This is a genomic window from Novilysobacter viscosus, assembly GCF_046600715.1.
Taxonomy (GTDB): Bacteria; Pseudomonadota; Gammaproteobacteria; order Xanthomonadales; family Xanthomonadaceae; genus Lysobacter_C; species Lysobacter_C viscosus.
On record NZ_JBJMAV010000001.1, the window covers coordinates 662,034 to 677,551 of the forward strand.

12 protein-coding genes are annotated in these 15,518 nt (G+C 67.6%); 9 read left to right on the plus strand and 3 right to left on the minus strand.

Annotated elements, in window-relative coordinates; all coding sequences use genetic code 11:
- Window positions 1–311 precede the first annotated feature (311 nt).
- Both ACJQWL_RS03085 and ACJQWL_RS03090 read left to right on the plus strand, forming a co-directional pair.
- A complete protein-coding gene (locus tag ACJQWL_RS03085; protein WP_411300689.1) occupies window positions 312–857 on the plus strand; it encodes a hypothetical protein in 546 nt (181 codons plus the stop codon).
- A 99-nt stretch (window positions 858–956) separates the two neighbouring features.
- A complete protein-coding gene (locus tag ACJQWL_RS03090; RefSeq protein WP_330967798.1) occupies window positions 957–1,586 on the plus strand; it encodes a hypothetical protein in 630 nt (209 codons plus the stop codon).
- A 196-nt stretch (window positions 1,587–1,782) separates the two neighbouring features.
- On the opposite strand, the gene ACJQWL_RS03095 is transcribed toward ACJQWL_RS03090, so the two are convergent.
- Window positions 1,783–2,967, minus strand: coding sequence for a serine hydrolase domain-containing protein (locus ACJQWL_RS03095; RefSeq protein ID WP_330967799.1), 1,185 nt, complete (start codon window positions 2,965–2,967; stop codon window positions 1,783–1,785).
- A 399-nt stretch (window positions 2,968–3,366) separates the two neighbouring features.
- Between ACJQWL_RS03095 and ACJQWL_RS03100 the strand changes: the two genes are divergently transcribed.
- The 3 genes from ACJQWL_RS03100 to ACJQWL_RS03110 all read left to right on the plus strand — a co-directional run bounded on the left by ACJQWL_RS03100 (window position 3,367) and on the right by ACJQWL_RS03110 (window position 6,252).
- Window positions 3,367–4,230, plus strand: a complete 864-nt coding sequence (locus tag ACJQWL_RS03100; protein WP_330967800.1) for a S1 family peptidase — start codon at window positions 3,367–3,369, stop codon at window positions 4,228–4,230.
- A 72-nt stretch (window positions 4,231–4,302) separates the two neighbouring features.
- Complete coding sequence (locus tag ACJQWL_RS03105) at window positions 4,303–5,604, plus strand: phospholipase D-like domain-containing protein (protein WP_330967801.1); 1,302 nt, start codon at window positions 4,303–4,305, stop codon at window positions 5,602–5,604.
- A gap of 204 nt (window positions 5,605–5,808) precedes the next feature.
- Window positions 5,809–6,252, plus strand: a complete 444-nt coding sequence (locus ACJQWL_RS03110; protein WP_330967802.1) for a hypothetical protein — start codon at window positions 5,809–5,811, stop codon at window positions 6,250–6,252.
- A gap of 48 nt (window positions 6,253–6,300) precedes the next feature.
- Here the strand turns inward: ACJQWL_RS03110 and ACJQWL_RS03115 are convergent, their stop codons facing one another.
- Window positions 6,301–7,272, minus strand: a complete 972-nt coding sequence (locus ACJQWL_RS03115; RefSeq protein ID WP_330967803.1) for a hypothetical protein — start codon at window positions 7,270–7,272, stop codon at window positions 6,301–6,303.
- Between the two features lie 269 nt (window positions 7,273–7,541).
- Between ACJQWL_RS03115 and ACJQWL_RS03120 the strand changes: the two genes are divergently transcribed.
- From ACJQWL_RS03120 to ACJQWL_RS03130, 3 genes are all read left to right on the plus strand, one after another.
- Window positions 7,542–7,976 (plus strand): hypothetical protein, encoded by a 435-nt coding sequence (locus tag ACJQWL_RS03120; RefSeq protein ID WP_330967804.1) that lies wholly within the window; start codon window positions 7,542–7,544, stop codon window positions 7,974–7,976.
- 482 nt (window positions 7,977–8,458) lie between these two features.
- Window positions 8,459–10,513, plus strand: a complete 2,055-nt coding sequence (locus ACJQWL_RS03125) for a hybrid sensor histidine kinase/response regulator (RefSeq protein WP_330967805.1) — start codon at window positions 8,459–8,461, stop codon at window positions 10,511–10,513.
- A gap of 494 nt (window positions 10,514–11,007) precedes the next feature.
- Complete coding sequence (locus ACJQWL_RS03130; RefSeq protein ID WP_330967806.1) at window positions 11,008–12,849, plus strand: GGDEF domain-containing protein; 1,842 nt, start codon at window positions 11,008–11,010, stop codon at window positions 12,847–12,849.
- Between the two features lie 580 nt (window positions 12,850–13,429).
- On the opposite strand, the gene ACJQWL_RS03135 is transcribed toward ACJQWL_RS03130, so the two are convergent.
- Window positions 13,430–13,939, minus strand: coding sequence for a DUF1993 domain-containing protein (locus tag ACJQWL_RS03135; RefSeq protein ID WP_330967807.1), 510 nt, complete (start codon window positions 13,937–13,939; stop codon window positions 13,430–13,432).
- A gap of 428 nt (window positions 13,940–14,367) precedes the next feature.
- On the opposite strand from ACJQWL_RS03135, the gene ACJQWL_RS03140 reads away from it, so the two are divergent.
- Window positions 14,368–15,468 (plus strand): helix-turn-helix domain-containing protein, encoded by a 1,101-nt coding sequence (locus ACJQWL_RS03140; protein WP_330967808.1) that lies wholly within the window; start codon window positions 14,368–14,370, stop codon window positions 15,466–15,468.
- The last annotated feature ends 50 nt before the right edge of the window (window positions 15,469–15,518 follow it).

A 15,518-nucleotide genomic window follows, 5' to 3' on the forward strand; every position in this document is an offset into this window, starting at 1 on the left:
GCGTAACCGGCTGCCTTCGCCGCGGGCAGCAGGCGCGACAGCACCGGAACAGCAGCAGCGAACGACTGCCACGCATGGAACCCCACCCCGGGACATGGAGCGCTGACGCCCCCCTGCCCTCCAGGTTGGCCTCGGGGTGCCCCCTGACGACCTGCCGCGCTACGGATCAAGCGCCCAACGCCATCAAGGAACGGCGAGTTGCTGAACAGCGAGACGCTGAGCATGCGCAGGCCTCCAGAAGTGAACGCGGCCCCGATTGTCGCAATAATGGCGCTAGTATCAGCATGACCCAACCCCCGGGAAACCAACCCATGTACAGACCATCCACGATTGCCACGTTTGCGGTGCTGTTCACGACACTGGCCGTCAGCGGAAATGCAGATGCGCTGACGGTCAGGGAAAGTTCGGTTTCACCTACCGGGGTCTGTGCGCCGGCCACCCCTGGCGACGCCGACGGCCTTCGCTTCCGCCCGCTCGGGATTTACAACGCCAGCGACAGCGGCCGTTACGTCAGCTGCTCGTTACCCATCGACAATCGAACGAACGGCGACTCATCGCCATATGTCAGTAGCCCCGTCGAAGCGGTCAGGCTCCGCATCGGCGCCCGCAACAGCAATCCCGTGGACAGGTACCTCGATTGCACCATCAACACCGGTGCCCGTGGGGGCGGCAACTGGACCGAGAACTACAACATCAGGTTCCGCCTGATCGCGAATGTGGGTGCGTCCAGGACAACCCCGTGGTACACGCGCTCGCTCCAGCCAAGGGGCAGCGTCAACATCATCTGCCTGTTGCCTGCCAAGGTGGAACTGACCAACTTCGACCTTGACGAGAAGGACGACGACAACCAGTTCTGACCTCCCGGGGGGTTGCGGGCCGACCGCGAGGAGCCATTGGCCCGCGAGGACCGGGGTTGACGGCCCTTCGATGCCTTCCACCCAACGGGTACCCGACCAGTGATTCCGCCCAATACCCCCCGCAACCCCGCAACACTTGTCCTCCTGGCCGTCGCGGGGCTGGTGGCCGTGGCGGCCTGGTTCGCCGGCCGCGCCACGAGCGTGCCGCCGGTGATGTCGGAACCCGAAGCGGAAAACGCACTGGGCCGGCAACTGAGCCGCATCGAATCGCGCCTCGACCGCCTTGAAAGCGCCTCCCCGCGAGGTGCGAATAGCCTGCCTGTCCCAGCAGCGCCTGGCTACGAAAGTCCGGCGTTGATCGAGGCACGTTCGCAGCACGCCATGGCCGAGTCGGAAGCGGTTGCGCAAAAGCTCCGCGCGGCACTGGATGCGCGCTTTTCCTCTTCTCCACCACCAGGGCAGGCGGAAATACGTGCATCGCAGCACCTGCTGCACGCGATGGAAGACGAGGCCCTGCTCGCCGCCGCCTCGCCCCCCGTCGCCCAGGACATCCGCTGTCGCGGCGGTCTCTGCCGGATGGAATTCTTCTTCGCCGACGCGGCTGCCGCGGATGACTGGATGACGTTCTACCCACCACTGACAGGGCAGCACATCAGCCGCACCCAGCACTTCGTTGAACGCGGTGCGGACGGCGCGACCAGGGTGATCGCGTACGGGCACAGACCATGAGCCGGACGCTTGGGTCCGGGTGGGACGGCCCGGGATTGCTCCAGGGCGATGATCCCGGCGCAACACCAGCGCCGTGGCGGAGCCGCCAAGGCCGGTCGTTCCCGCACGTCCGAACAGCACCCCTCGGAGGGTGAAGTGCACTCCGGTTCCTGATTGAACCGGACCCGGTGAGAGGGTCCGAGGCCTGCTTCAATCTTCAATTGCTGTCTGACTGCCGTTTCGCCTCCTCATACCAACGCCCGTACTTGCCCAACAGCGGCGAACCGGGATCGATCAGCGCGATCGCATCGGGCATCGCAGCGAGTGCATTGATGGTGGGAGCGTTGAACAGGATCACGAGCCCGTCGCCCGACCGCGTGTGGATGTAGGTCAGGGCAAGCTCCGACCAGTCGCTGCCGCCATGTGACAGGAGTTTGTCGTCGCCGTAATCGAGTACCTGCCAACCGAGCCCGTAGCCCTGCTTCTCCGGGCAGAGCCCGGAGGCAATCAACCCGCAGTCGACATCGGCCTGGTCACCGAGGGCGACATGCACCCGCGTCCGTTCATCGCGAATCGACCCGTTGTAGCCGTCGCCGTTGCGCACGGCGATCATGAACTTCGCCAGGTCCTCCACGGTGATCGCCATATCGTCGGCTGCGGAGTAGCTGCCTGGCTTGCGGCACCAGCCGTTGGGCCGGCAGTAGTGCCCGTGGAAACGCCCTGCCGCATCGCGGGCCTGGACCAGGTCGTCGAACGTGTCCTCGCGGATGCTGTAGGCTGCATCGGGAATCCCGGCGGGCTCAAGAAGCCAGGTCCGCACGAGCTCGCCGAAATCGGCATCCAGCCTGTTGCCGGCATACTTGGCGACGTATTCGTAGCCCTCACCGGAATATCCGTACGTCGTGCCGGGGTCGTGCAGGAAACCCAGCTTTCTTTCAGGCGAGAGGAACCGCCAGTTCGGGAAGCCGGTCACGTGGCTGAGCGCCATGCGAGGCGTCAGCAGCGCGTTGCGCGGATCGTCGGCAATGTCCGGGTCGATCCAGTGCGGGGCCATCGGATCGTCGAGCGCGAGCTTGCCCGCGTCCGCGAGGCGCAGGATGGTTTCCGCCGTGAAGACCTTGGTGATCGACGCAACGTTGAACATCGTGGTCGCCGAGGCTGGAACGCCGGGGCTCTGCTCGCCGTAGTAACCGGTCCAGGCGATTTCACCGTTGCTGATGATCGCGACGCCGGCCGTGTTGATCCCATTGCGCCGTACCAGCCCCTCGAAGGCCGAATCCAAGGCCGCTGCCCGCCCCTCCGTCACCTCAAGGGTGTCGACTTGCGCCGCACCCGTCGTTGCACAACTGGCCAAGGCGAGGCAGAGCGACAGGCATGTCGCCGTCCGGGTGACTGGTTTCATTGTTCGGCTCTCCATTGCAGGGTGCGGCATGAACGCGCGTCGCGCAGCACGGTATCCACCCAATGCTTCGCTACGCCCACCTGACGTCAATCGACGGCGGAGCCATTCTTGCCACGGGGGCAAGGCTCCGGCACGTGCCGATAGTCGTGGCGGCGGCGGGCGCCACGACTGACTGCGATGCTGGCGCGCCTGCGGCCTGGCGGGCGCGTCGGCGTTCCGCGCGTAGAGGTCCGGAGCGGATGCACCTTCACGACCGATGCGCTTGACCGGTCTCGGCCCGGGCGCCTAGGCTTGCCCGCACATCGTCAGGCAAGAGGCACCTTGCTCTCATTGCCCATCTCCGCAGACACCAAGTGCCACGGTGAACTCTGACGGACCTGGGGACATCAGGGGTGCCCCATGAACTTCCACGACTGCCGTCGACTTCTTCGCGCTGCGTCCTTCGTCCTGCTGGCCAGCGTCGCCACCGCGGCCTCCGCCATCGTCGTCCGCCATGACGTGCCCGATGCCGCCTACCTCGCCCGTGAGAGCGACTTCCCGGCGGTTTTCAGCCTGTATCGCACCAAGGCCGGGCACAACGAGTGCATTGCCACGCTCATCAACGCGCGGTTCGCAGTCACCGCGGCGCACTGCGCGAGGGAAAAGTCGCTGCTTGCTGCCACCGGCCCGGACAGCCCCGGGTACGAAGTAAAGGTTGCCGGCATATCCGCGCGCATCGACCGTGTCATCCCCCATCCCGGGGAGGGCGTCGGCCGTCCTCCCGACCTCGCACTTCTGCGGCTGGCTGAACCGGTCGTCCATGTCGCGCCGCTGCCCCTGTACCGAGGCACGCAGGAGGTCGGCCAGGTCATCGTCTTGCCCGGCTGGGGCGGCACCGGCAACGGTGAAAGCGGACTGGGGTCGGAAGACGGCTTGTTCCGGGTGGCTGAGAACCGTGTCGACAGGGCCGAAGGCCGGCGCTTGGTCTGGCGCTTCGACACCCCAGGCCAGGGCCCGGCCCTGACCCTGGAAGGCATCAGCGGACCAGGCGACAGCGGCGGCCCCGCCCTGCTCCGTACGCCCGAGGGGTGGCAGGTCGCAGGCGTCAGCTCCAGCCAGGACACGATGGATGGCCCCGAGGGGCTTTACGGCGTCGAGGAATATTTCGTCAGGATCTCCACGTTCGCGCAGTGGATCGATGCGCAGGTGGGCGCCGGGCTCGAAGCCGGCACCCACCCGCGATGTTCCGTCAGCGGCAGCACGGCGCCGCCAGGCGGCTGGTAACGCTGCCCTGACCCACGTGTTACACCGTCCTACCCCTGTTCTCTTGACCCCGTTCTTCCAGGAGTGACCCGTTTGTCCGCGCATGAGACGTCCAGACTGAAGAAGCGACTGGTGGGGGCGCTGGCCGCGATCGGCCTGCTCACCCTGCTGTACATCCTCTACGTGCTGGCCGCGCCTGAGCCGGTGGATCTCCCGCCCGATCGGCTTTCCATCCCCACCGGCGCCGGTCACGAACAGCTGGGCGTGACCCTGGCCCCCAACCTCGGCGCGCCGCGGCTGGAGGGCAATCGGGTCGATGAGCTGGTCAACGGCGACGAGATATTCCCGGCGATGCTGGCCGCCATCCGCGAAGCCCGGACTTCGGTCAACCTGCTGACCTACGTCTATTGGAAAGGCGCGATCGCCGAGCAGTTCGCGGACGAGCTGAGCGCGGCGGCGCGGCGCGGCGTGGAGGTCAGGGTGCTGCTGGATGCCTACGGCGCTCGCAAGATCGACCCGGTCTGGGTCGAGCGCATGCGCGCGGCCGGCTGTCATGTCGAGTGGTTCCACCCCCTGCGCTGGAGCACCCTGCGGCGGTTCAACAACCGCACCCATCGCAAGGTGATGGTGGTGGATGGCCGGGTGGGTTTCACCGGCGGCGTGGGCATCGCCCAGCAATGGACCGGCAACGCACAGGATCCCGACCACTGGCGCGACGACCACTTCCGCGTCGAGGGGCCGGCGGTGCGCTACATGCAGGGCTCGTTCGCCGACAACTGGCGCCGCGCCAGCGGCGAGGTACTGGCCGGACACAAGATGTTCCCCGACCTGCCGCCGGTCGGCGAGGCCGCGGTGGTCCCCGTCGATTCGGCCGCCAACGAGCGATTCAGCGGCATCCCCCTCACCTACTGGCTCATGTTCCACAGCGCGCGCCAGCGCATCCTCCTGGCCACGCCGTATTACGTGCCCGATCCGGATCTGGAGCTGGGCCTGCTGGAAGCCGCCCGGCGCGGGGTGCAGGTCACGCTGCTGGTGCCGGGGCCGCACCAGGACTCGGCCATCGTCCGCTATGCCAGCCGTACCTATTACCGCGGCCTGCTGGAGGCGGGGGTGCAGATCCACGAGTACCAGCCCACGCTGATGCACACCAAGGTCGTTGTCATCGACGATGCCTGGTCGCTGGTCGGCTCGCCCAACTTCGACAGCCGATCCCTGGAGCTGAACTTCGAGTTCGCACTGGCGGTGCATGACCGGTCGCTGGCCCGCGCACTGTCGGACTCCTTTGCCGACGACCTGTCGGTTTCGCGCCAGGTCACGCTGGATGAAGTCGAGGACTGGTCGGTCTTCGCCCGGGCGCGCAACCACCTGGCGCTGCGGCTGCGCGAGCAGCTTTAACGGCGTCAGGTTGACTTCCTTCCTGATTCCCGAACCATTGATGCACCTCCCCGACGCCGCGCCGATAGGCCAGTCGGCGACGCCTTGCCAGGTTGAATGCACCGCCCGCCTGCCCCTTTTCCCGGAAGCGAGGCACGTGGTAAACGGCATCTGCTTCAACGGCAAGGGCAATGCTGCCCTCCCACACCCGCAATGGATCCCACGATGCCCAACGCCGCCCGGACCCCGCTGTTGATGCTCGCCTGCGTGCTGTTGGCCGCCTGCGACACCGCCACTCCCGCCTCGGGCGATGCCACCCCCGCGCCTGCCGGGGCGAGCGCCTCACAAGGCCCCGACCACCAGGCCGCGGTGCAGGTATCCGAGCAGCGCATCGACGCGCTCATGGAGGTCGCGCGAGCGCTCCGCGATGCCGACGCGAATCTCGCCTGGCCCGTCGCGGACGCCTTCTGGGCCGAGGCGCGCACGCGCCACCCCGCAACCGACCCCCGGTCGGACATCACCCTCGACGGCTGGCAGCGCCCGCTGATCTACGTGCGCGAAGGCGACATGCGCAGGATGCGCCTCTACTCCGCCGGGCCCAACGGCAAGGACGAGTACGGTCTGGTCGACGACGTGGCGCTACGGCAGGGGGAAACGACGATCGAGTGATGTCCCATCAGTGGCGCGCGGGTGTCGATGCCCCCGGCCCGGCAGAATTCAACCTGGACCCGTTTTCGGCCTGGTCGCAGCTCCTTGTTGCGGCGCCGCGCACCCGCTGCGTTGCTCGCCCCCCACCGTCAGCGACACGGTAATCGGATAGCGCGTATCCGACATCCCGTCGGAACACGCCGTCGGGCGGGTTCGCATCACGAACGGATGCCCGCGCAGCGCGCCCGTCCAGGTGCCCTGCGACGCGGTGCCCGAGAACGTCGTCCACACGCGCGTGCCTGTCGGGTCCTCCGGGTGCGAGTAGGTCACGCAGCGGCCCTCCACGCTGGCGCCCCAGAACGGTTCGGTTCCCACGGCGCGCAGGGCATTGGCGGGCAGCACGCGGCCGTCCTGCATTCGGCATGCGCCGGCCGACCCAGGCGTCGACGGCTCCCCGGCGGACGGCGCTCCGCCGGGCGCGGAAGCGGATCCGCCGGACGACGGCGCACCATCGCTGCACGCCTCGACGAAGGCGGCAACCTGCTCCGCCGACGGCGCCGCATGCGGGCCGCTGGTCTGGGCGCCGTAGCTGGCCGACACCGGGCTCGACAGCAACCCGCGCAGGTCCCGCGGGACAGGCCCCTCGCCGGTGACCCCGCCGCGTGCAGCATCGCCCGAGCCGTCAGCCACCAGCGTCGCGACATTCGCCGCGTGGCCGAACGAGAACCGCTCCTCGCTCGCGATCGGTTCGAACCCCGGTGCGTTGACCAGCCATGTACCGGTGCCGACGGGGCAGAACAGCCGCAACGCGGTGTCGCCCGTGGGGCCGGCGACCACGAGCGCCGTGCCCTCCCCGCTCGACTGCAGCTCCCAACCCGGTTTCGCGCCCTCCCCGGGCTCGGCAGGCGCCTCGCCGCGGGCTACCTCGCCGACGTCGTCGCGCACGTCCCCGCGGGACTCATCGCGCGCTGCCGGGCCGGCTGGATCCGCTGCGCCGCCGCAACCGGCGAGCAGGACGACGACCAACAGTGACTGGCGCATGCGGCACTCCGGGGAAGGGGGGGCGGCAAAGCCTACGACAGCGACTTCGGTCCCCGGGTGACGTCGGATCGACACGCGCGGAGCGGGTCATGCCGGGCTCCCGGCCGCCATCCGGCTCAACCTGCAACGGCCCCGCGCCTCACGCCGTCGAAAGCAGGCCTGGATGACCAGCACCGACAGGCGGGTCGGCGTACGCAGGGGCGGGGACGAGAGTGCACTCCGCGCCCTGTTTTCCGTAGTCTGGCCTGCCCGGATGCCGGAACCACGCCATGAACCGCCTTTTCGCAGCACGCCTTGCCGCCACCCTCATCCTGCTGGCCGCTTCTGCCAGCGCCCTCGCGCACAACTCCAAGATGGTGGCCGACGGCCGCTTCCGGATGAGCGTGGGTTTCGTCGAGGAGCCGATCCACACCGAGGAACGCAATGGCCTCGACCTTGCGATCCGGCGTGCCGGTGATAAAGAGACCGTGCCGGGTCTGGAAGCGGGCCTCAACGCCGAAATCGTCGCGCCCGATGGCACGACCCGGCGCCCCCTGCCGATCCGCCCCCGCTATCAGCACCCGGGCCGGTACACCGCCGACATCGTGCTCACGCAGCCGGGCATCTACCGCGTGCGTGTCTGGGGCACGCTGGAGGACACCGCATTCGATGAGACGTTCGAGCTCAACGAAGCCCGGCCGTTGTCGGAGCTGCGCTTCCCGTAAACGGCTGCGCGTCGCGGGCGTGCCGTCAGAATGCGCGTCCGAGCGGTGGAAATTCCCGCATGGACCCTGCTTTCGTCATTGCTGTTCCCGGCTGCTTCAGCGGCCGGGACGAGAACGTGCACCCTGTCGCCTGCAGCTTCCCGAGCCTGCAGCGACGCCACGCGCCGGGCTCGCATCGGACGCGCGATGATCGAAGCCCCGCATGCGACATTGACGGCTTCCGCAGTGGGGTCAAAGGACAGGGTAGCCGGGCACCTCGGCCGTCCCGGGCCGGCCTGGGACCGACGCCACCACCCCCGACAACCTACTTGGGACTGGGTCACGGAGAGGGTCTAACCACCGCCCTCCCTTGGGCAGCAAGAGCAAAGAAGGAAGTAGCACTCCGCTCCCCCTGGCCGCCCAGCGCGCTTCACCTCCGGGCACTGCAATTACGGCATCCTTGACCCGCAGGCCGGGAGCGACGACCCGACCCGGAGCGCCATTTGCAGAACGACCCGCCAGCTCGAGATCCGGCATGCATCCCTCCGGACGCCGCGCGTCCCGATAACCCGCTCTGGCGCGCGCTGTTCGACACGGCGCTCGACTGCATCATCTCGATGGACCACACCGGGCGCGTGCTGGACCTGAATCGTGCGGCGGAAGACACCTTTGGCTGGCCGCGCAAGATCGCCATCGGGCGGGAACTGGCCGAACTGATCATTCCGAAGCGCCTGCGCGCCGCCCACCACGCCGGACTTCAACGCTATCTCGAGTCGGGCGTCGGACCTGTGCTGGGTTCCCGGATCGAGGTGCCAGCACTGCACGCGGACGGCCACGAGTTCCCTGTCGAGCTGGCCATCAGTCGTCTTCCAACCGCAGGACCACCGGTGTTCGTCGCCTACCTGCGCGACATCGGTGCGAGGCTGCGCCTGGAGCGCCTGCGTACGCTGCGTGCGGAAGCGATGCAGGCGATTGCATGCGCCGACAGCATCGATGCCTCGGCGGATGGCGTGCTGCAGGCGTTCTGCTCGCTGATGGACTGGGAACTCGGTTTCGTCTGGCAGCGCGACGCCGACATCCTGCGCTGCACCAACACCTACGAGGCGACGCCGGGTGCGAAGCCGAACTTCGTCGCGGCTACCCACTCGATTCAGTTGCCTTCGGGAAAAGGCCTGCCCGGAACCGCTTGGGCAAGCGGCGCGCCGGTGTGGCGTCGCGACGTCAGTGTCGCGGACAACTTCCCGCGCGCGGCCATGGCGCTTCTCGATGGCGTGCGCGCCGGCGTCGCGTGCCCGGTCACACTCGACCGCGAAGTGATCGGCGCGATCGAGTTCTACAGCCAGAACATACGCGAGCCCGATGCCGACCTGGTTGAAACCCTCGCCATCGTGTCGGCACAACTGGGCCAGGCCTGGCAACGCCAGCGAACCGAAATCGCTCTCAGGGACGCCCACCAGCGCAAGGATGAGTTCCTCGCGATGCTCGCCCACGAACTGCGCAATCCGCTGGCGCCGATCAGCACCGCGCTGCGCATCCTCGACATGCCCGAGGCAAGCGAGTCGATGCACGAGGATGCGCGGCAGATCATCGGGCGACAGGTCGAACACCTGGTGCGCCTGGTTGACGATCTGTTGGATGTGTCGCGTTTCATCGGGGGCAAAGTCACGCTGAGACCCGAACTTACCGACCTCGAGCGCGTGGTGTCGCGCGCCATCGAAGTCGCCCTGCCGACGTTGAAGGCGCGGAACCACGACTTTGTCGCCCACCTGCCTTCGTCACCGGTCATGCTGGACGTCGACGAGGTGCGCATTACCCAGGCCATCGGCAACCTCCTCACCAACGCCGCCCGCTACACCCCGCCGGGCGGGAGCGTGGTGCTGGAGGCCCAGGCCGGCCCGCGCACCGTCGAGGTGGGCGTGCGCGACACCGGCATCGGCATCGACGCGTCGATGGTCGACAAGGTATTCGACCTGTTCGTCCAGGCCGACCATGACGATGCCAGCACCCACGGCGGCCTTGGCATTGGCCTGACCCTCGCGCGCCAGCTTGTGCGCCTGCATGGTGGCGACATCACCGTCTCCAGTGCGGGCCGCGGCCAGGGTTCGTTGTTCCTGCTGACCCTGCCCCGGTCGGACAGGCCTGCCGCGCAGACCGACCCCGAGGGGGAAGCGACCGCCATCGCCCCGATCGACGTGCTGGTGGTCGACGATAACCAGGATGCGGCCTGGAGCATGGCACTCCTCCTGCGGTTGTCGAACCACAACGTGCGCACATGCAACGACGGCGCCAGTGCGCTGGCAGCGGCTGCCGAACGCCGGCCCCGGCTCATCCTGCTCGATCTCGGCATGCCCGGCATGGACGGCTTCGAGGTCGCTCGCCGCCTTCGCGCCGAACCCGGCGCCCCCTTGGTCATCGTTGCCCTGAGCGGGTGGGGCCAGCAGTCCGACCGCGAGCGCACTGCTGAAGCCGGGTTTGATCGTCACCTGGTCAAACCGGTAGCGGCCGGTGAGTTGGAGCGCCTGCTGGAGGACGTTGCAGCCGGTCGGTTCACTCGCTGAGGCTGAATGACGGGGTCGAGGGTAGCGGGCTGAGACACTCCCCCTTGGCTGTGAAATCCTGGCTACCCGCGTCTTCAGTCGTCTGTGACGCTGTTCACCACGCGCGCACGCGTACCCTCGAGTCGCAGTTGGGCCGGCGCCGGAGAAGCGCCGGTGTCCGGTGAAGGGCGCTGTAGACCAGCAACATATCGAGCCCCCAGACACTCCGCACCAGGGGCGCCACCACCACCCCGTGCATCCGGAAGCCTTCTCCCAGCGGGCTACCCCTGAGCGGCAGCACGATGAACCCGATGAACAGCGTTACCCACGCCGCGGCGAACAGCACCCCTCGTAGCGCGGAACGTAGAGGGCCAGCTCAACCGGAAATGAATCCGCCCCCCTTCTAGGGGCGTTAATTGCGATCCGTGAACCAAACCACGTCAGTTTTCGGCGCCCACGCCGATACTCCCTTCAGGCCCTATCTGCGGCCACCCTGTCTCGGAATCCGCCCACCCATGCTCCTGCGCTCGCTGTGTTGCGTTCTATTGGCCGTCCTGCCTCTGCACGGACTCGCGCAGGACGCGCGGACAGCAGGACGCCAACGCGATGACGCCCACGCCCACCCCGCCCCGGCGCTGGAGACGATCGCGGCGGTGCGTGTCGATAGCGATGGCGACAACCTGCCAGACCGATTGGGAACCCGGGCCCACGTGCGCGGCATCGCCACCGTCCCAACGGGCGATCGGGGCTTCCAGACGGTCATCCAGGACCGCACCGGCGGCATCGGCCTCTTCCACCGCGGCCTTTCGCTGGCGGTGAAGCCGGGCGACGTCCTCGAAGCCGTCGGGGAAGTCGCGCAGTACCGCGGCGCAGTCCAGCTGAGGGACGTGGATGTCCGGATCGTCGGCCACGCCCCATTGCCCAAAGCCCGAACCCTCCCGCTCGCGGACGCTGCAGGATGGCGATACATGGGGCAACGGTTGCACGTGCGCGGCCGCATCGAAGAAGTCTCGCTCGCCGAGTTCGGACTGGTGAATATCCGTGACGACAAGGGCACGCAATTCGCGCTTTTCGTTCCCGATACGCTGACTTCGCAGATCGACTGGCAAGGGCTTTCCCAGGGCGCGGAAGTTGCGGCTACCGGGGTGTTGTCGATCCATAAAATGTCGTTGCCTTATGACAGTGGCTTCCAACTGATCCTGGGGGATAGCGCGGACATGCAGGTGGTCGCGCCGCCGGTCGCACGCATGCCGCGCTGGGTGCTGTGGGCGGTCGCTGCGACAGTCGGACTTGTGAGTCTGGTGCTGCTGGCCTTCCACCTGGTCCACCGACGCCATCGCGAACGGGACCGCGAAATCAAGACGCTCGCCGCGCTGTCGAGCACCCTTGCAACAACCGACGATGGCGAGACGCAGCTTGCGCGCCATGCCTGCGACATCCTCACCGCGTACGGCGTCGTTGATGCTGCGATGGTGCAGGTATTCGACGATCGCGGCTGCCTCCAGCAAGTGGCGGTTTCAACCGTCGACCCGCAACTCGGCAAGACACTCGAGGGCCCCGAAGCGTTTTACATCCCGGGGCACCTTGCCACAGAGCACGGACGCCAGATCGAGGAGCGGGTTGCGGACAAGGGGCTCAGCCTTCTGGCCGTGCATCCGCTACTCACGCAGTCGGGATCGCTCGGCTTCCTCGTCGCGCTCTCGCCGCGTCGCCGCAAGCCCACGGCTGCCCAGGACCGCACGCTGCTCGCGTCGGTGAAGCTGTTGACCATGGCGCTGGAAAATCAGCGCAGCCACGAGCGTGCGCGCGCGGAGAACCGCGAGTTGCAGCAGCTGGTTATCACCGACGAACTCACCCGCCTCTACAACCGCCGGTTTCTTGACGAGTACCTGCGCGTGCAGGTGCCGCTGGCGGTGCGGCGGGGCAGCGGCCTCGCCTTCCTCGCGCTGGACATCGACCATTTCAAGCGCATCAACGACACCCACGGCCATCACGTCGGCGACCGCGTGCTGTCCGACATCGGCGTGCTGCTGCGCCAGGCCAGTCGTAGCTCCGACCTCGCCGTACGCCTCGGTGGCGAGGAGTTCCTGCTGGTGATCGCCGAGGACACGACCGATGGTGCGGTGACGTTCGCCGAGCGGCTGCGTAAGGTGGTCCAGTCACAGCCGTTCGATGCGGGGAACGACGGCGTGGAACTCGATATCACGATCTCGATCGGGGTGGCGGTGTTTGGCGTGCACGGGGACTCCGCCGGGGCGCTGCTGCGTGCCGCCGACGAGGCGATGTATGCCTCGAAGCAGGCCGGGCGCAACCGCGTGACGCTGGCACCGACACCGGCGGGCAAAGCGACCGCCTGAAAGCGACGCGTTGCGCGGCACCGAATGGGGTCCGAACGGGGTCAGGTCCACTTCCTACGCGGCTCAAGGACTCCGCCCACGCACCGCCCCGGCGCAACGCCGATAGGCCAGGCCAATTCAATGTGCCGCACCGCCGCACCGCCACCCTGTGGGAAGGCCGTTACAAAGCCTGCCTGGTGGACAGCGCCGACTACCTGCAGCGGTGCGTGCGCCAATCGACCTCACGCCCATGCGCGCCCGGAAGACCGCCGACCCGGCCGCCTTCGCCTGGCCCAGCTGCGCCACGCGGTGCGGCCTGCGCGAGCACCCGATACCTACGCTGCACCCCACCCGGCGCGCACTTGGCAAGAACGTCGCGGAACGGGGCGAGGCCTATCGGAACCTGCTGACCGCCGGCCCCAGCGACAAGGACTTCGCCGCCATCCGCCTCCAGCTGCAACCGCAGCGCGCCTACGGCCGGACGACTTCCAGGCGATGGTGCACGCGAAGACCTCGCGGTTGGCAGGGGTTCGGCCGGCACGTCGGCCGGGCCGGCGCTGATGGTCGGGAAACGAACCCGACCCCGCTTTTTGCGCTGCCCTCAGTACGCGCCCATGTAGTCCTTCTTGCCGATCTCGACGCCGTTGTGCCGCAGCAGGCCGTAGGCCGTGGTCACATGGAAGAAGAACTGTGGCAGCCCATAGGCCATCAGGTAGGCCTGGCCGCCAATGCGGCGTTCCTTCGGCGTACCGGGGCGCAACACGACCTCACGTTTTGCGCTGCCCTCGAATTGCGTGGGGTCCAGGTCGCCGATGAACGCCAGCGTCGCGGCGATGCGCTGCTGCAGGTCGGCGAATGTCGCATCGCCGCTCTCGTACACGGGGACGTCCGCGCCGGCCAGCCGCGCCGACACGCTGGCGGCAAAATCGCAGGCGATCTGCACCTGGCGGGCGAGCGGGAACATGTCCGGGAACAGGCGTGACTGCAGCAGCACACCAGGTTCGATCTTGCGTTCCGCGGCGTGGGTTTCAGCCTTGGTGAGCAGGCCGGAAAGCGCGGTGAGCATTTGCTGGAAGACGGGAACGGAGGCTGTGTGCATCGAGAGCGACATGGGCGGGTTCCGCAGTGGAGGCGAAGGACATGGTAGCCGGCCGCCTCGGTGGCATCGCCTCGGCGTGGGATTTGCCCCGAACGCCGACGACCCGTCTGGCGTCGGATCGGGCATGGCCCAACTGCCTTCCACTCCTTAGCGCAGTCGGTCGAACGGGGCGAAATCGGTGGACGCTTCAGGGCCAGCAACGAAGAGTGGGGGCGGACCACTCTTGGGAGTGAACCTGACCCCCGTTCTGACCCCCGGTCTGGGCCGCGCCGTCGTCGAGGGGCCGGAAGTGGGCCTGCCCCCGTTTTCTTAGCCGACTGCAGACTGATCGGGCCCTCCGCCCGGCGCTAGAATCGGACCGCTGCCGACGACTGCGCACACCGCCTGCGGTGTCCGTCGCATCGGCGGGACTTGCCCCCACGCCAGGACGCCGCCCGTTGATGCAAACAGTGTTGTTGCTCGGATTCATGCAGGGGGCGATCACGGGCCTGGGGTTGCTGGTGTACGCCGGACGCAGGAATGGCTCGCACTGGCTTTCCCTGGGCGTGCTGGCGCTGTCGCTGACCCTGCTTCGACTGTGGACGCATGCGGCCGGACTCGAAGAGCACCTGCTGCTGCGACGGCTCCCGCTGAGCTTCGATCCGGCGATCTTCCCGCTGTTCTACCTGTACGCGCTGGGTCTTACGGGGGCGCCTGCCGCATCCATCCGTCGCGCGCTCGCATGGTTGCTGCCGTGGGCGCTCTTCATGGGCTATTCCGTACTCGTCTACGCTGCCGGCCTCGGGGAGACGAGCGTCGCGGCTCTGGATGCAGTCGCCGCGCAGTGGCACTACGCGCAGGTCAAGGGGCTCGAGGACTACCTGACGATCGGAATCAACACCGTGCTTGCGGCACTTGTGTGGTCGCGGGTCCGGCGCCACTACGCCCGCATCGCCAACTGGGTGCCCGAGCGGTTCGCAGAGCTGCTCTGGCTGCTGAAGTCCGTAATGGCCCTGGCGTTGGTGGCGGCCATCATCAACCTGGCCAGCTTTTCGGCAAACCACCTCTTCGGGCTGGGTGAGCGCAGCGTTTTCAGCCACGCGGCCCAGGCCTTCTACGTCGTGCTCGTCTACACGGCCGGAATCGTCGGCTTCCGGTTGAAGGACCTTCCGCACTTCCCGGAAACGCCGGCCGGCCCCACCCTGCCCGCCCGGACGGACCCGCGCACCGATGACGCTTTCAGCAAGCTGCAAGCCCTGATGGAAACCTCGTTGCTGTTTGCCGAGCCCGATCTGGACCTGAACATCGTGGCGCAGCGCCTGGGTTTGACCGCGACCGAAACCTCCCGGGTGATCCGCGAAGGCGCCGGCAAGAACTTCCGGGCCTACGTCAACGAGTTCCGCGTCGAGGCCGTGAAGCGGAAGCTGCGCGATCCCGACTACCGGGGTGTGTCGGTGTTGGCGATCTCACTCGAAAGCGGTTTCAACTCCGAATCGAGCTTCTATCGCGTATTCAAGGCCGCCACCGGCCTGTCGCCAACCGAATTCCGCCAGCGGCCCTAGCCGGGGACGGCCTCCCATTTTTTTCCGGGAGCATCCAAATCGCCGACGGG